Origin of the sequence: Vibrio sp. L85 (assembly GCF_963871815.1) — a bacterium.
In the GTDB taxonomy this organism is placed as follows: domain Bacteria; phylum Pseudomonadota; class Gammaproteobacteria; order Enterobacterales; family Vibrionaceae; genus Vibrio; species Vibrio harveyi.
In genome coordinates this window covers 102,317-120,480 of record NZ_CAWMYL010000020.1, presented here as the reverse complement: position 1 = coordinate 120,480, position 18,164 = coordinate 102,317, and the positions used below count along the sequence as shown (strand labels likewise).

Sequence of the window (18,164 nt, the reverse complement as noted above, 5' to 3'; positions counted from 1 at the left end):
TAAATGGTTCCACAGAATAAGCCCCTATCGCTAGGGGCTTTCATACCGATTTTTTATGGCACATTTCTCATCAAGTTCATGTCACAACTCGTATACACATACTGATTTGCATACTTTCTTGCGGCGATAAAACGCTCAGGCTTTCACAACCAAAGTTATGCGCATCAACATAATGACTTTGAGGCTCAAGGCAAAGGAAGTTGCTTTCACCCGAGGGCTTATAAACTTGCAGGTAACGGCAAGGGCTCGACACTAATACCGACACGCCATTTTTGTGCCTTAGCATCGCCCTAACTCCGCTATCACTCATCTGATATCCATTATTGATCCATAAATCGGGCACTGTTTTTTCGCTATTGAAGTTGTAATCTGAAGGTATGTGCCTAACGAAACGATCAGGAAGATTCTGCTTATCTTCAAACCAAAAACCTATCGCCGGGAACTCTACAAGTGTATCTTGCTGAACTGAGAAAAATGGATGGAAGCCAGCCCCGAAAGGAAAAGCATCATCCCCAAGGTTGGTCAGAACCATGGTAACAATAAGGGCGTCATCACACAGTTGATAAGACTGTTTGGCATGGTATTCACATACGCCGTCGATACTTGACGTTAACTCTAATTCCAAAAAGTCATCACCTGCGTTTTTGGTCAGTAATCCCCAATCAGAAATCCATCCATTTCCATGCAAGAAAAACATATCATCGATGGCACGACTAACCGGCAGCACGACTTTATTCCCACGCCAAACAAATTGATTTCCGCGAATACGATTCGCCATTGGCAGCATGGGAAACATACTTGAATCTCCGGCAAAGCCGTTGGAGGTATTGACTCTGGCTCTCAACACATCAAAGGTGAATCCGTTAATATACTGAAATGAATCAACGCACCCTCCAGCCTCATTCACGACCAACTTCAACTTGCCATTATTCAGAGTGTGAGTAGCCATCGATAAACCTTCACTTCATTATGATATGTTTGTTTATAACTACTTTATGCAGTTAGATATTCAACAACTGATAACAAAGTCACAGAGATAACTAAACAGAATTTAGTTAGCGCCTTCTACGTTAAATCATCCAAGAGCCATGTTCGAACAATGCCTAACAAACCATTTCAATCTGGCGCCCATAAGGGGTTGAATAATCAAAAAGTTCGACACTACAACTGTCGCCTTGTGATGGCATTGCTGTATAAAAGCAAAGGCATGACCAAATCAGAGTTAGCTCGTGAAACACAACTTAGCATTCCTGCTATTAGTAAGATTGTTGATGCTTTAGTTGAGCAAGGTCGAGTAGAAAACTTCAGTGTATCCAAAGCAACAAAGGGTAACTTTGGCGGCTTGTACAAAGTATCAAGTGATCGCCCTTACACCGTGTGTATGAGTGTTTCTCCTACCCGTATCCAAGCGGTAATGGTCGATAATGAAATGACTCCCTCTTCGGACTTTATTGATCAAGCCATTACCCCACAAACACCTGACGAACTAATTGAGGATATCGTGACGGCTATTGTTGCTTGCCGTCAGTCCAAGCCAAATACCAGTTATCGACTCTCTATTGCCGTACACGGGCAAGTGGATACTCATGTAGGATCTTCCATGCGAATGCCGCAAGCTCCTTGGACACAGCCTATCGAGCTAAAATATCTTCTTGAACAACGCTTGCTCGTTGAGGTCCTAGTCGACAATGATTGCGTCATGCTAGCCTTAGCTGAAAAGTGGTTAGACGGGCATCATGGTGAAGATTTTTGCGTACTCAACGTTGATTACGGTATCGGTTCTTCTTTCTTGATCCACAATGACATATACCGAGGAAAGATGTTTGGCAGTGGGCAGATTGGTCACATTAAAGTCGCGAATAACGGCATCATTTGTGGCTGTGGTCGAGAAGGTTGCTTAGAGACGGAAGCCAGTTCCACAGCGCTTTGTAAGCAATACCTTTCCCGTCAGGAAAACGCATCCAAGCTTGTGCATATCAATGACTTTGTATTCGATGATTTTGTTAAGCTGTATCAAAACGACGACCCAATTGCACAGGAAGTCGCAACGCACGCAGCCACAATTCTTGGACAATCTCTCTATAACTTTCTTATCACACTCAACATCAACAAAATCATCTTGTATGGAAACACTTGTGCTCTAGGTGAATGTTGGTTAAAGACAATTACACAACAAACACTCATTAATCCATTCGAAGACGAGAATGCTCGTAAACAAGATCTCACCGTAGTCTCGTTCGGGCATTTAACGCAAATTGAGCGAATAGTCGGGATGAGCTACCTATGGGTTGAGCAAGAGTTAGATAACCTCTATACGTAACTCCCAATTTAAGCGCAAAGAAGGTCACCTTAATAGCGACCTTCTTGAAGCTTACTCTGTTATTTTCACTCAATAGAAAGCACTGAGTGAGTTATGCGTTCACCTCTTTACCTACCGCAGCTTCACGAGTAACAAGGATTTTTTCCAGTTCTTCCAAAGAGCGCCCTTTCGTTTCTGGAACGCGTTTGTAAATGAACACAAAACCACAGGCACAGATAACACCGTAAAGTAGGAAGGAACCTGAAGCACCTAACCCCGCATTAAGCAGTGGGAACGTATAAGTGAGTGCGAAACACGCGACCCAAAGTGCCAACGTGCTGACCGACATCGCGGTGCCACGAACCTTATTCGGGAACATTTCAGAAAGAAGAACCCAAGTCACTGGTGCCAACGTCAAAGCGTAGATAGAAATCGCGATAAGGACGAGCATCAATACCGGCAAACCAAGCATTCCATAGGCATATGCGGCTGACATCAAACCATAAATCACCGTCAAGCCAGCCGACCCGATAATCATCAACTTACGTCGACCAATTTTATCAACAAAAGGAATCGCCAAAATGGTGAACACGAGATTGATCAATCCTGTTGCAACGATCGACCTCAAGGTATCGTTGATATCAAAGCCTGCAGAGGCAAAGATTTCCTGTGCATAGTTAAAGATGACGTTGATACCACACCACTGCTGGAAAGCAGCAAGAACAACACCGATCACCAAAATTGGCTTCACATCTGGCTTAAACAACGCACTAAACGGAAGTGAACGAGTTTCTGCAGACAAGGTACTTTCGATCTCTTGCACAGTGCGAGACGCATAACTTTCGCTACCAATACGCAGTAATGTAGCTTTCGCTTTGTCTACCATGCCCATTTTTACTAACCAACGTGGAGATTCAGGCACAACAAACATGAGCAATAAAAACGCAAATGCAGGCACAAGTTCGGCGCCAAACATGTAACGCCAACCCATTTGACCATTCCATGATTGCAAAATATCCGCTTGCGCTGCATTGGAAGCAACAGGCTCCGCAATCAATAAGTTAATGATTTGAGCAGCAAGTACACCAATAACGATGGTCAGTTGGTTTATCGCGACAAACTTTCCTCGTTTATCAGCAGGTGCAATTTCAGCAATGTACATCGGTGACAATGCTGACGCTAAGCCAATACCAACGCCACCTATAATTCGGAACACCACAAACGCATTAAAACTATCGGCAGCGGCCGTTCCCCATGCAGAAATAACAAATAATAGTGCCGCTAAAATCAACGGACGTTTACGCCCATATTTGTCAGACACGGTGCCGGCAATAAATGCCCCAACCATACAGCCGATTAACGCTGAGCTCATTGCCCATCCAGACAATGACGCATTCGTAATGTTGAAATAAGCCTCATAGAATGGTTTGGCACCACCGATTACGACCCAATCATAACCAAATAATAATCCACCACAGGCGGCCACCAGACTGATGAGCCATATGTTTCTCATATTGAGTTGATCGCTTGTTTTACGCATAGTAAATCCTTGTAGAGGTACATATCTATTAAAGTTATTGTTTTAGAGTCACCCCAGGTGACAGGTCACCCGGAGTGACCTATCCATTAATTTTGACTGTTACAGCCAAACGCATAGCGATGTTGTGCGATTTCTTTTAATAGATTCGCTTTTGTATGAGCAGGCGCTTGTCCTAACAGTGCCTGCAATGTAAGTTCAAAATCTTCAAATCCATGACGTTCATCTGTCAAAGCTAAGCCAAATTGACCCATTGCTTTTACAAATAAACAGTGTTGCTGATGTTCTGTTGTTAAATTGCTATCAAAGACAATTAACGCTGGGAGTGATACAGCAAAAAAGTCGACCTCTACGGGCGCATTCCATTCTGAGTCCGCCCAAGACACCATATCCTCAAACAGTGATACGGCTTGTGCGGTATCTCCCAATTGGTGCATTGCAGCCGCTTGATAGAACAAGTAATCAGCGGGTTGATCGTTATAGTAACGGCTTTGGTTAATCTCTTGTTTACCTTGAGTTGCAAGAGCAAAGTGCTGATTGGCACACTCTCTTTCGCCTAACTCTTGGTAGCAACGCCCTAAGAAATAGTGGATATCATTGTCAGTTTGACCAACGAGACGACCTTCACCCAAATTTGTTGGATAAGTCAGAGCGTCATTCAATAACTCAAGCGCGTTATTGAAGCTTCGTTGTTGCATAAACTGCAATGCGTATCTCAGCTTATTGACGATGAACTGCCCTGTCACCTTACCTTCTCCCCCCTCCCAAGGGTGGAACTGCCTTGTAGATAAGCATGTCTGTGCAAGTTCGAGCTCACCACAGATGTTATACAAATTAAGCAACTCTGCAGTTAAGTCATCTCGCTGATTGACCACTTCTAGATTTGCCCTCAAGAAAGCAAGTCGTTCTAATGGCGTATCACCCGCCGCTTTTTTCAAGTAATCCAGTTCATAGAGAACTCGGGCATCGCTCGGAGACAATTCGAATGCTAACCCCATCAAAGAAATCGCTTTATCCAGCTCTCGACGCTTGTTATAGGCATGGACAGATAGATTTCGAAGTACGGGCGCATAGTGTGAGTTGAGCCTTAGTACTGTTTCCCAATGATATACCGCTCTTGAATAGCTTCGTTTCGCATAGAAGAAGCAACCCAGTAGATATTGGGTAAAGTAATGCCCTGAAAAAGCACTTAAAACCTCAACTTCGGCTAAGGTATTCGGAAATAAAACATTGTCGTTAAATCGATCGGCAGCGACATCTAATAAGGCTTCCGCCTGTTCGGGTTCATCGACTAAATACGCTTTATAAATCAAACTCATTGAACCTGTGCTCTCGTTCAGAGCTAAGACCGCTTTAGCGCGCTCTTTTGCATCAATCGAAAGATAAAAGTTAATAAGATGAATCGTGTTAGCTTCTCTTTGATTCATAAGTTGCTTAAACGCTGATAAGTCAATATCAGAGCGAGTTAACTGATACTTTTCGAATGAAATGCCATAACCAAGAGGCTGCATCTCACTTTGTTCATCAATAAAACGAAGAGCCTCTGCGTGTCGGTTCAATGCACTAAGCAAAAACACCTTCAATGTTGCAGCTTGGTAGTGAGTACCATTCAGTTCCAGTGCTCTTTCCGCGTATTCTAATGCTTCATTTAAACGGTCTTGCTTTGTGGCAATGCGAGCAGCGGCGAAAAAGCCAGTATCACGACAATTACTACTCCACGTTGCTTTAAATACATCGCTAAAGGCAGAATCAAGACGCCCCAGTTTTTCATTTGCACAGCCACGAAGGTAGCTTGCTCTGCCGCATAAAGGGTTTTTGTTGAGCTTGTGAGCACGCTCCAAAGCGGCATCAGAATATTTAAGTGTGCCTTGATAATCCGCGCGATCATAAGCAAGCGAAGCCATCGCGACGTTGGTTGCATAATGATTTGGGTCGCGTTTGAGGGCTTCTTGGTAGTAGTCCGCAGGATCACTCGTTGCATGGTGATATTGCTGTAAATGCTGTCCAATGAAATACAGTTCTTCTACGCTCGATACATCTTCAGGTTTTTCTGGTGCGGAGGCAGGATCGGGCGTTGGTTCATCTTTAGCGTCAATATGCTCTAGATAGGACAGGCATACTCTCCCCTCCTCATTCAAGATTGTGATGGTTAAGCGCGTGCTCTCAGCAAGCTCTATGCTTTCTTCAACCACATCACCTGGAGTCATTGTCAGTTGGTGTTTAGCAAGTACACTCGCTTTGTCCGAAATAACCACCTCGTAGTTGGCAATCTCAGAAATAGCGTAAACTGCCCATTCAACGAAACTCCCGCTTCGATCCAACTTAATCGCGACTTCCGTGTTCGCATTATGAACGTTGTCTAAATTGCTATATGGAAGGAAATGTTGAGTGAATTTTTTCTCTTCATGACTATCAATCCAAGTAAAATCCGGTTGGTTATCGGTGTAAACCCCAGTCATCAATTCGATGTAAGGTCCATTGCTGTCGGTCAACTGGCGATCCCAGGCTAATCCAAAATCACAGTTTCCCCATGTCCATTGCTTTTTGCCAGGAGAGACATGGTGATTAGCCACATGCAACAACCCTCCTTTCTCATCATGACTGTAAGCGCCAACAAAGTCATAAGCGGACTTATCTGCCATATAAGAAGTAGGAACAGGCAAATTCTTGTAGCGCGAGATGTCCGTACCCGGCGAATAGTTGACTTTGTAATATTCCCCAGTCGCTATTGGGAAATCCGAAACATCTCGTTTGCCATGGTCATATACCGCAGTGACATCTGGTGGGAAGATACTTTGATGATCATCACCACCTTTTACCGCTGGGTTAGACCACCATAGGAACTGTCGAGGAGTATCGTTGCCGTTATATACCTTGCCTGTTATCTCGACAAGCGCCTTGTTCGGATAAAGTTTGAAGCCAGCGGTTACTTGCAAACCGTACATATGTTCAACTTCACCAATCCAAACGGTAACGGCTCCATCTTCATGCTCTTCAATCTTAAAATCTGTCGGCATGAACGTTGTCGGACGATGATGTTGAGGCCAGTTAAACTCGATGCCACCAGAAATCCAAGGACCAAGTAGTCCAACTAAAGCCGGCTTAACGACTTCGTTGTAGTAAATAAAATCGCGCTTTTTCATCTTGTCGTACGCACGATGAATGCGCCCACCAAGCTCAGGCAATAGCATGATTTTTATATAATCATTTTCGATATATACCGCTTGATATGTCTGTTCTATTTGATGATCAGATATACTGTCGATCACGCCGTAAGGGTATACGGAGCCAGAAGAGCCTTGATAAACACGGTTTTCCAAAAATAACGGATTCGAGTCAACTTTGCCCGTCGGGTAAGTCGGTAAAACAATCTCTTCTACCCATGCTTTTGCATTCGTACTCATAATCTAAAACTACCTGTAAGTCGTTGTGATTGATTTACAGGCAGTATAAAAAGCGAACAGCAAAAAGGATGTATGAAGCAATCACGTGGTTAACTAAACGAAGTTTAGTAATAAATGTGACATTTAAACGGCGCACAAAGTAGGCTTGATTCTTGGAAGAAGCATTGTTCTTATTAAGGGAACTCATTAAAAAAAATAACCCTTCAGGATAAATCTTAACGATAACCACTATTTATATATAACCACCAAACACATAAAATATAATTTGTTTTTCTTAAACGCTACGCCGATTGGTTAGATAAATATAAGACCCAAAAAAACTAAATTATGTAGGCTTTTTCTGAAAACAAAACAACTTCATTGAAAACATAAATCACGCCGTTATTATTTTCGAAGTTAATTAAAGCCGAAGGACTATAGAATGACATTAAGACTTAAGAATAATAATGGTTTCACGTTGATTGAATTAGTCGTTGTTATCGTTATTTTGGGGATCTTAGCTGTGGTTGCAGCGCCTAAATTCCTTAACCTTCAAGAGGATGCTCGTGATTCAGCACTAGCAGGGTTAGCAGGCTCTATTGATGGGGCTGCTGGCATTGTATATGGTAAAGCAGCAATCGAAGGTAAGGAGTCTTTAGATGCCGAGCAAACGGTTAGTGAGGATACAGTACCAGGCGGAATTAAAACTTTGTATGGTTACCCAAGAGCCACAATGGAAGACCTAAAAAAAGTAATTGACGGTCTAGATGAAGATGATGGTTTTATAAAAAAAGACATTGGTATTGGTGCTACACCATCATGGATTAAATTAGGATTTGATGGTTACGACCACAAATGTGTAATGTATACAGAAGCAACTAAAACCTCAGCAGCGACAACATCGATTCTAACAGATAACTGTTCTTACTAACTCATGGATATAAATTATTAAAATCCATTCTATATTTTATTTTAAGCCGTTTATATAACGGCTTTTTTAATCCTATAGATAGGGTAATTTAATTTTCATTCTAATACTTAATTGAATAAAGGGTATAACACCTCCCTTTACCTCCATCGCACTTAATTTCCCTCCTTTAGTTCATGAACCACCTCCCTTAGATAGTTCACCGTAGATAGTCTCCGATAGATTAAGTACAATGTAACGATTATCGCGTAAGGCTATGATAAAAAGGCGAACAAGTACCCAACTTTGTACCCAGCAAGACAACAAGCAACATTTAAAGGTTTATTTTCAGATGGTTAACAACTCTATCCAGTGGTTTCCTGGCCACATGCACAAAGCGCGTAAAGAAATCGAAGAAGCAATCCCGCAAGTGGATGTGATCATCGAAGTACTGGATGCTCGTATTCCTTTCAGTAGTGAAAACCCGATGATCTCCCAAATTCGCGGTGATAAACCAGTAGTAAAGGTACTGAATAAACGTGACCTTGCCGATCCGGAGTTAACTCAAGTGTGGATTGATCACCTTGAGAAAGAGCAAAACGTAAAAGCAATGGCAATCACTACGTCAGAGACGAGTGAAGTACATAAGATTATGGAGCTTTGCCGCAAGCTAGCGCCTCACCGTGAAGAAATTGGTAAGAACATTCGTACCATGATCATGGGTATTCCAAACGTTGGTAAATCGACCATTATCAATACTCTTGCAGGTCGCACGATTGCCGTAACAGGCAACCAACCAGCGGTCACTCGTCGTCAGCAGCGTATTAACCTACAAAATGGCATCGTACTTTCAGATACCCCAGGAATTTTGTGGCCAAAAGTTGAAAACCCGCACAGTGGTTTCCGACTCGCAGCAACAGGTGCGGTGAAAGATACCGCAATGGAATACGATGAAGTGGCATTTTACACGGTCGAATACCTAGCTGCTCATTACCCAGAGAAGCTTAAAGAGCGTTATCAAATCGAAGAGCTTCCAGAGTCTGATATCGAAATCATGGAAGAAATTGGTCGTCGTCGTGGAGCACTTCGTGCGGGTGGTCGTGTTGACCTACACAAGGTATCTGAAATCCTTCTACACGAACTTCGTCAGGGCACCTTAGGGCAAATCACCCTTGAGTTGCCAGAGATGATTACTCAAGAGCTGATCGAAGTAGAAATCGAAACCGCTCGTAAAGAAGAAGAGAAAGCAAAACGCAAAGAAGAACGTCGTAAGCGTTACCTACGAAACAAACGATAGTTCCTATTCAATCACTGTTTTAAAGCGCGTTTTATACGCGCTTTTTTTCGCCTATTTTCCAGGTTTATAACAATCTGAAAAGAGCTTGATACTCCACTTGGTTGTTGTACTTGCTCTCGAATCTATGACAACACTCTGAAATCCTCACCTTGAAGACATCATCTCGAAGTCACGTGGGTATATCTTTTTTATCAGCTTGAAAATCCACGGACTCGTTAACCACATTAAATGGAACGAACCACGCTAAAACGCCACAAAATGGCGTTGTGATTTGACATCTATTCGTTAATTTTTGTAGAAAAAACTAAACAAATTCATAGTGATTTACTATGTATTTTAACGGTTATTTTCTAAGCTCCATCATAGTTAGACTCCCGAAAGGTAAGGAATTCCAAACCGCACCCAACCCTTAAATACCGAGTTTGCAAGCGTACGCAAACTTATGCAACATTGGCAATGACACATCTCTCATATCAGTTAAAACTATATAACTGTCAGCGCTGGCGTTTTTCGTATTACTAAGAGAAATTATTATGAGTGATAAACTGAAAACGAAACCTCTTCCTTCTTTTGTTGAGGAACGCCTAGACTTTTATATTCAAGACTTGATCGAACAAAACGAGAACCAGAAACACTTGGTTTTGGGTAAGCGACCACAATCCGGAGCGGTGGTCATGCAAAGCAACGACTACTTATCGTTATCCCACAACCAACTGATTCAAAAGGCACATCGTGATGCAATTACCGAGCATGACGACAACGTAGTAATGTCTGCAATCTTCCTGCAAGATGATACTTCCAAGCCTGCATTTGAAACCCAACTCGCCGATTACGTGGGAATGGGAAGCTGCTTGCTCTCACAATCAGGATGGGCGGCAAACATCGGGTTGTTGCAAACGATTTGCCCACCAAATACGCCCGTTTATATCGACTTTTTTGCGCATATGTCGTTATGGGAAGGCATTCGAGCAGCGGGAGCACACGCGCATGCATTTATGCACAACAATATGAACCACTTGCGTAAACAGATCCAACGTCATGGCTCCGGTGTGATTGTTGTCGATTCGGTCTATAGCACGATTGGTACTATCGCCCCACTTCACGACATCTACGAAATGGCACGTGAATTTGATTGTGCATTGGTCGTCGATGAATCCCACTCACTTGGAACTCACGGTCCAAATGGCGCTGGTCTTGTGAAAGCGTTAGGGTTAACCGATCAAGTTGATTTCATTACGGTAAGTTTGGCTAAGACATTCGCATACCGTGCGGGGGCTATTCTTGGTCCTGAAAAGCTGGCTAAGACACTCCCATTTGTCGCGTATCCAGCGATTTTTAGCTCGACGGTATTGCCGCAAGAAGTGATTCGCTTAGAAAAAACGCTTGAGGTGATTAAGGGGGCTGACGATAAACGAACCTTACTGTTCAACCGAGCTAAAGAGCTAAGAACAGGATTAAAACAAATTGGCTTTAATATCCGTAGTGAATCTCAAATTGTCGCTTTGGAGTGCGGTAGCGAGAGAAATACGGAACGTGTACGTGACTTTCTTGAAGAACGTAATGTGTTTGGTGCAGTATTCTGTCGCCCAGCAACAGGTAAGAATAAAAACATCATCCGATTTTCAATCAATGCAGATATGACTTCTCGCGATGTGGACCACGTACTTACCGCTTGTCAGGAAGCATTTAACCATCCAGAACTAGAATTCGCATAATGAATCGATAACGGCACAATTGAATGGAAGCTTGTCGCTGCCGAAAAACAAAGAGCTCAGCACAATGCTGAGCTCTATCGTCATTCCGTTCTTCAATAATGATGCTAGGCAATGAGTACGTTAGGCGATGGAATTAAATCCAGTTCGCTATCTTATCGAACAGTCTGTTTTTATCTGCCGGTTTGACAATAAAATCTGACATGCCAGACGAACCAATTTTATCGAGAGTCACTGGTGAACTGTCTCCCGTATGGGCAATGATAGGCACGGAAGCATAAGGTTTGTTTGACGCTCGAATTCGACGAGATGTCTCTACCCCATCCATCACTGGCATTTCGATGTCCATTAAGATGAGATCAATGTCATTTGTATCTAACGCGCTTATAGCTTGCTGACCGTCTTCGGTTTGGATCACTTCAAACCCTTGCTTCTCAAGTAACATTGCCGTGAACTTACGCAAGGATTCGTTATCATCAACGACCATAATCGTGCGTTTGTTCGTTGCATCTAACGGCTTCGTTGATACCTGAGGAACCACATAGTTGGCGTCATATAGCAAACTATCAATAGTTGCTTTTGTGTTGAGTAACCACGCTTGTGTTTCCACCCAAGTCGGCGCAAAAGATGCCTCTCTGGCTCTCTGAATTGGGTGGTGCTCAAACAGATAAACAATACGAGCTTCAGTGAATGAAAATAGTGACTCCATTTTGTCCATATGACTGCCTCGGGCGTCTAGGCTTTCGATATCGACAAAGATCAAATCGTATTCAAATTCATATTCTTTCTTCTTGAGCAGAGCATCAACGTCTAACACCGTAAGGCTAAAGCCCATAAACCGAGCAATGTCCGTCATTTTAGACACTAGAATGTTTTGCTCACTCACAAAGAGTGTGGTTTTTAGCTTGGTTAACTCACTTTTGATCTCTTTGACTTCATTTGAGTTAATAGCCGGGAAGGTCATCGTAAATTGCGACCACTCGCCCACTTCTGACTGACACCGAATGTCACCCCCAAATGAACGCATCACCTTTTTACAGAAAGGCAAACCTAAGCCGTAACTACCCGATTTGCCTGTAGTGTAGAAGTCTTGGAAAATGCTTTGCAACACATCAGGCGCGATGCCTGAACCATTATCCGTAACCACAATTTGATTGCTGAAATCGTCACTGTACATGGTAACGTGAATATGAAAATCTTCCGAACTTCGGTGGTGAAATGCATTCTTAAACAAGTTGTACATGACGTACTTCAACAGCGTATCACTGCCCAAGAAATCAAATTCACTACGCACATCCAACGAAATGGCAAAACGGTCAGTCGCTCGTTTGTAGCTAAAACTTTCAATTGCACTTTCAACGACAGATTGAGCCGAGTGTTTCTGGAACGTCGAACGCGACACTCGGTTTTCATCAATTGAAGTTAGCAGTAAATCAATGGTCTCGTTACCTGAGTGAATGATTTTCATTGCATCGTCACTGACTTCACGCAATAAGGTCACATCTTCGTCACTCAGCTCGTATTGCGCTTTTCTTCCCTCTTTCGGGTTGGGCAACACTGATTGAATCACATCAATTGAAGTCAACAAGCCGCTGAGTGGGTTTCGCATTTCATGGGCGATGCCCGCACCAAAAGACTTAGCCAAGGAAACTTTTGCTTCGTGCTCCACTTGATTTCGGAAGTAGAACAAGTTACCAAATAGATAAATGAACAAGAAGATTGGTACATGCGTCCAATCCATGGTGAGCTCAATATGAAAGCCTTGAGCTACCCAAGCGAAAAACGTCGCCAAGCCAATACCAGCAAAGGTCTGGGCAAACATAACCCAAGTAATATGAACCAACAAGATATGAAGGAATATCGCCGACATAAACGACATTACCCAAACATTTGACCAGTTGTTCATCAACAACATATAGAAGAAGAAACAAGGTAAACAAAGGGTAATTGCGACTTGATAAAAAGCCGGCAGATACTTTCGCCACTCGAATGGCAGGCGGTTACGATAAATGATACCAAAGAACAAGAAAGAGCAGAGAATTCTCAGTGGCAAGTTTTCGTACGGTTGTGGGAACATGAATTCCCATACCACGTAATAAATTGGGAAGCCCACAAAGCCCATCCACCCTACTAAGGTAAGGTTTGGCTCTGCGTACTGATAAACTTTGCGAATCGCGTCCATATTATTACTTAATTAACTCAGCCCTAACGTTTAACTGTCTATTACATTGTTTTCTTATAATTATATATTAGTTATCGCACATAAACAGCGAGGTGTTGTTCAAAAGTTTATGACGGTCTGCTTTAAATTCAATCCGTTACATTCATAAAGGTGATAATTAGTCAAATAACATCGAAAAGTATTTGAAAAACCGGATTATACGCAACAATTTTTACATAAACATATTGCAATTAAGATATTACCGGAATTTGAACACGTACCTAATCAAATTAACCCAAGGATACCTATGCAAGCTAACTCAATTAAGAATGTCGTATTTGATATCGGCAACGTCATGGTGAGGTGGTCACCTTTAGAAATCGTCAGATTAACATTGGGCAATCACGTTGATGCTGAAGCAAAAGCTAAAGCACTATTCGCAAACGATATATGGTTAGATTTAAACAAAGGCTTAATCACAGAAGCTGAGGCGAAAGAGCGTTACCAGTCAGAAAAACAGCTGTCTCACAACGAATGTGCGCGATTCTTTTACTATGTTAAGCAAACACAACTTCTGATCTTTGGCAGCGTAGAACTTCTCACACGCATCAAAAGTGCTGGTTATTCCGTGTATGCATTAACCGATAATGTTGTTGAGATTGTTGAACACTTAAAAACAACCTATGAGTTTTGGCCTTTATTTGATGGAACGACGGTTTCCGCCGAACTTGGTTTGCTAAAACCTCAGCCTGAGATCTATCAGAGCTTGCTTGATACTCATCAACTTATCGCCGCTGAGACGGTTTTTCTTGATGATATGCCTTATAACGTAGAAGGCGCTCGAAAACTTGGAATCTCCGCGATTCAATTTGAGAATGCTGAACAATGTGAACAAGAACTCAAAGCACTAGGACTCACCTTCTAAGTGGTATCCCTATGCAGACAAAAAAGAGCAGCGACGTGCTGCTCTTTGTATGTTTGAAGGAAACTCAATCTAAGTTACGAGTAAATGACATTCTCTTCAATGCCACTCACTAGTGATTGCGCGTTAGACCAACGAAACACTTTTTCGAGTACTTCATTTCCGCCCGGAGTTTTCCAGTTTCGCTCCTGACACTCTTGCCCGCCAATATGTTGATAAAACTCAACCGCAGGTTCATTCTGAGAGACGACTTCAAGATACAAACCACTGTCCTTAAAGTATTGCTGGTGCCATTCCGCTACCGCAAGAAGTAGCTGTTTGCCTATACCTCTTCCGCGATAACTGTCATCTACGTGCAATGCTTCAATAAAGCTGCCACGTTCAAAATCATGATTACCAAACACACAAACAAAACCAAGAAGAAGACCACCCTCTTCGGCTAAAACAATGTGTTGGTTGAATGGTGGATTGGTTAAGCGCGTTTGCCATATCAACAGTTTGTCGTCGATGGCTTCGCTATCCAAATAGCCATCACTCAACACACCACGGTAGTGGCGCTTCCAACTGTCTGCGTGTAACTGCGCGATGCGTTCATAATCCTTATATTCCGCTAATCGTAATTCCATTACGTATTCCTATGTTCTTGTATTGCTTCTCTAACGAGCTTTGGCATTTTCCACCTCATTAACTGCATATTATTGGCAGATTTTACAAATCTATAGCCACAGCTCATTGATTAATACTACTCATTATTAGTTTAAAAGCAAAATATCCCACCAACGAAACCCAATTATTGCGAGTTTTCGCTTAACGATAGAAATGTCACAACTCGAAACAAAGTCATCGAACTTTAGTTTGACTTACACGTGTACGCTGATATTCTGGCGTACAGTTGTTAGCTCAAAGTTAGGAGCACATTGTGAAGCATAATAAACCACCACTTATCTGGTTGAATATATTGATATTTTCCGCCAGTTTTATTCTCACCTTTATTGTACTGCCTTGGTATGCATACCACTTCGGTTTAGGCTGGGAGCATCTGATCTGGGGCATTATTGCCTTTAGTTTCACCAACCTCTCTATTACAGCGGGCTATCACCGCCTTTGGAGTCACAAAACCTACGAAGCTCACCCAGTTTTACGATTCATCTTTGCCATCGGTGGTGCTTTCTCTCTTCAAAACAGTGCAATGCATTGGTCATCCGATCATCGTGTTCACCACAAACATGTCGACGACAACGACAAAGACCCATACTCAGCAAAACGTGGGTTCTGGTATTCACATATCGGTTGGATGCTTCGTGATTACAACAAATCAAAAGAGAACGAGTACACTAATTGTCGAGATTTGAAGCGAGATAAAATCGTCGCGTGGCAGCATAAATATTATGTCCCTTTGGCTATCGCAACGAACATTGGTTTCCCACTGGCTCTTGGGCTTCTATACGGTGATATCTGGGGAATGTTCCTAATTGTCGGTGCTGCTCGTCTGTTCTTGAGCCATCACACCACTTTCTTTATCAACTCATTGGCGCACGTTTGGGGTAAACAAACCTTCACCGATAAAAACACAGCTCGTGACAATGGCATTTTGGCATTCTTTACTTTTGGTGAGGGCTACCACAACTTCCATCACATCTTTGAGAACGATTACCGTAATGGCGTTTACTGGTGGCACTACGATCCAACCAAATGGCTGATCAAATCTTGTTCTTGGCTGGGGTTAACAACGAAGCTTCGTACGACGTCAACGTTTCGCATAGAAAAAGCACGCGCGACGCAGTTATTGAAGAAAGCCAAAGAAAAACTAGAGAGTAAGCCAAACAGCCAGTCGATTCGTGATCAGCTTCAGAAGGAGTTCGACGCATTAGTACATCACATGCAGGAGTACTACGAAGCGCGCAAAGAAGTGCTTGGTGAGAAAACTGCAACAGTAGTGAAAAAGTATGAGCGATCTGTTTCTAAATTAAAATACCAACAAATTAAGGAAGAATTTGAACGTCAACAACGCAGTTGGAATCTCTTAGTGCGTCGCTACGCGTAACGTGTAACTCGCGCTTCAATATAAAGACGTCAAAACAAAAGCTCCGTTAATTCGGAGCTTTTTTGTTCAACCAAGCCCCTTTAACGTGATCTAGCTCGAACTATCGCTTTTCTCACTTTTTAATCATTTAGTACGATTTTTATTCGATTGAATGTTCATATTTTCGTTTCTTTAAAATCCAGAAAACTAGTACATAACACCTAAAAAACGTAATTTAAACAATATAATCCAATGCAATTATTTATTAATCTATTATTTGTTTTAGATCATGCTAGCTCTAATTTAGTCTCGTGCCACAGGAAAGAATTCTGTAAATTCCCAGACATAAACTGAAACAGTTTCTTTCTTTTTTTCATAATATCTGGAGACAACCCTATGTTAGAGCTCTTAATTGGCTTGGTAGTGACCATTGCTGTGGGTTATTTCATTGTCAAAGGCTACAAAGCTGCTGGCGTGTTATTAACCGCAGGTATTAGTTTGCTTCTTATGACTGGCATTCTTGGCCATGACGTTCTGCCATCAAAAGTAACCTCAACGGGTAATATGGTGACGGACGCACTAGAGTACGTAAAATACATGCTTCAATACCGTGGCGGCGGTCTTGGTATGCAAATCATGCTACTTTGTGGTTTTGCGTCTTACATGACACATATCGGCGCAAACAATGTTGTTGTAAAACAGTTCTCTAAACCGCTTTCTGTTATCAAGTCTCCATACGTCCTTTTGGTAGCGGCTTACATCGTGGCATGTTTGATGTCTCTTGCAGTGAGTTCAGCAACAGGTCTGGGCGTGCTATTAATGGCGACCCTATTCCCTATGATGACGGCAATGGGTATTTCTCGTCCAGCAGCAGTGGCAGTGTGTGCTTCACCAGCGGCAATCATTCTGTCGCCAACATCAGGCGACGTGGTTATCGCAGCAGAAAAATCTGGTCTCGCGCTTGACGTATTTGCGGTTCAAACCGTACTTCCTGTTTCTATCTGTGCAATCATCGTAATGGCGGCAGCCGCTTTCTTCTGGAACAAATACCTAGATAAGAAAGACAACACACCAATGGAAAGAATCGACGTATCTGAGATCAAAGCAGATGCTCCAGCATTCTACGCTGCGCTACCTTTCCTACCTATCATCGGTGTTTTCCTATTCAACGGTCGCACAATCCCTGGTCTAAGCCTAGATATCTACACGATCGTGGTTGGCTCGATTTTCTTAGGTGCGGTTATTCATTACGTTGTTAATAAATTCGACGGTAAGAAATCTCTTGAAGATCTAGACTCGTGCTACACAGGCATGGCGGATGCGTTTAAGGGTGTAGTAATGCTTTTGGTTGCTGCTGGTGTGTTTGCTCAAGGTCTTATGTCTATCGGTGCGATCGACAACCTTCTTCACCTAGCGGATAACGCAGGCGCAGGCGGTATCGCACTAATGCTTATCCTAACAGGTCTAACCGTGGCGGCAGCAATTGCAACGGGTTCTGGTAACGCACCATTCTACGCGTTCGTTGAACTTGCTCCTTCACTGGCTGCGAAAATGGGTTTGAACCCTGCGTTCCTAATCATCCCAATGCTACAAGCTTCTAACCTAGGTCGTACTATCTCGCCAGTATCTGGCGTAATCGTTGCTACTTCAGGTATGGCAAACATCAGCCCATTTGAGGTAGTAAAACGCACATCAGTGCCAGTTCTAGCGGGTCTGATTACTGTGATCATCGGTACTATGGTTCTTGTACCAATGTCAGCGTAAGCGCTAATCACAATCATCTAGTTCGTAAAAGCTCGGCAGTTTTGTCGGGCTTTTTTATTTCTATTCCACAGACCTTGTCACCACCTTTCCCCTCTTTGACACCTCGTACTGAATACACAATACGTCCCATAATTACAAAACATTGCACATTATAAGTAA

Annotated in this window: 12 protein-coding genes; 7 read left to right on the top strand and 5 right to left on the bottom strand. The window is 42.7% G+C overall.

What is annotated here, in order from left to right; translation table 11 throughout:
• Positions 1-76: 76 nt before the first annotated feature.
• A complete protein-coding gene (locus tag AACR11_RS03810) occupies positions 77-949 on the bottom strand; it encodes an aldose 1-epimerase (RefSeq protein ID WP_029789879.1) in 873 nt (290 codons plus the stop codon).
• 150 nt (positions 950-1,099) lie between these two features.
• On the opposite strand from AACR11_RS03810, the gene AACR11_RS03805 reads away from it, so the two are divergent.
• Positions 1,100-2,320, top strand: coding sequence for an ROK family transcriptional regulator (locus tag AACR11_RS03805; protein ID WP_029789880.1), 1,221 nt, complete (start codon positions 1,100-1,102; stop codon positions 2,318-2,320).
• Positions 2,321-2,411: 91 nt separating this feature from the next.
• Here AACR11_RS03805 and AACR11_RS03800 read toward each other — a convergent pair whose 3' ends face one another.
• On the bottom strand, positions 2,412-3,839 hold the full coding sequence (locus tag AACR11_RS03800) for a sugar porter family MFS transporter (protein ID WP_029789881.1): 1,428 nt from the start codon (positions 3,837-3,839) through the stop codon (positions 2,412-2,414).
• An 86-nt stretch (positions 3,840-3,925) separates the two neighbouring features.
• The gene (locus AACR11_RS03795; RefSeq protein ID WP_029789883.1) at positions 3,926-7,240 is read right to left on the bottom strand and encodes a DUF5107 domain-containing protein; all 3,315 of its coding nucleotides are present in this window, start codon (positions 7,238-7,240) and stop codon (positions 3,926-3,928) included.
• A 421-nt stretch (positions 7,241-7,661) separates the two neighbouring features.
• On the opposite strand from AACR11_RS03795, the gene AACR11_RS03790 reads away from it, so the two are divergent.
• The 3 genes from AACR11_RS03790 (at position 7,662) to cqsA (ending at position 11,138) form a co-directional block, all read left to right on the top strand.
• Positions 7,662-8,150: a type II secretion system protein gene (locus tag AACR11_RS03790; protein ID WP_017819190.1), complete on the top strand. Its 489-nt coding sequence runs from the start codon at positions 7,662-7,664 to the stop codon at positions 8,148-8,150.
• A 328-nt stretch (positions 8,151-8,478) separates the two neighbouring features.
• On the top strand, positions 8,479-9,423 hold the full coding sequence (ylqF, locus tag AACR11_RS03785; protein ID WP_005447133.1) for a ribosome biogenesis GTPase YlqF: 945 nt from the start codon (positions 8,479-8,481) through the stop codon (positions 9,421-9,423).
• A gap of 533 nt (positions 9,424-9,956) precedes the next feature.
• Positions 9,957-11,138, top strand: coding sequence for an alpha-hydroxyketone-type quorum-sensing autoinducer synthase (gene cqsA / locus AACR11_RS03780; RefSeq protein ID WP_026000191.1), 1,182 nt, complete (start codon positions 9,957-9,959; stop codon positions 11,136-11,138).
• Positions 11,139-11,271: 133 nt separating this feature from the next.
• Here cqsA and AACR11_RS03775 read toward each other — a convergent pair whose 3' ends face one another.
• Positions 11,272-13,317, bottom strand: coding sequence for a hybrid sensor histidine kinase/response regulator (locus tag AACR11_RS03775; RefSeq protein ID WP_029789884.1), 2,046 nt, complete (start codon positions 13,315-13,317; stop codon positions 11,272-11,274).
• Positions 13,318-13,603: 286 nt separating this feature from the next.
• Between AACR11_RS03775 and AACR11_RS03770 the strand changes: the two genes are divergently transcribed.
• Complete coding sequence (locus AACR11_RS03770) at positions 13,604-14,221, top strand: HAD family hydrolase (RefSeq protein WP_017188910.1); 618 nt, start codon at positions 13,604-13,606, stop codon at positions 14,219-14,221.
• 74 nt (positions 14,222-14,295) lie between these two features.
• On the opposite strand, the gene AACR11_RS03765 is transcribed toward AACR11_RS03770, so the two are convergent.
• A complete protein-coding gene (locus AACR11_RS03765) occupies positions 14,296-14,844 on the bottom strand; it encodes a GNAT family N-acetyltransferase (protein ID WP_005447141.1) in 549 nt (182 codons plus the stop codon).
• Positions 14,845-15,137: 293 nt separating this feature from the next.
• Between AACR11_RS03765 and AACR11_RS03760 the strand changes: the two genes are divergently transcribed.
• A complete protein-coding gene (locus tag AACR11_RS03760) occupies positions 15,138-16,262 on the top strand; it encodes an acyl-CoA desaturase (RefSeq protein ID WP_050924210.1) in 1,125 nt (374 codons plus the stop codon).
• Between the two features lie 375 nt (positions 16,263-16,637).
• Positions 16,638-18,005, top strand: a complete 1,368-nt coding sequence (dcuC, locus tag AACR11_RS03755; protein WP_005447145.1) for an anaerobic C4-dicarboxylate transporter DcuC — start codon at positions 16,638-16,640, stop codon at positions 18,003-18,005.
• Positions 18,006-18,164: the final 159 nt, after the last annotated feature.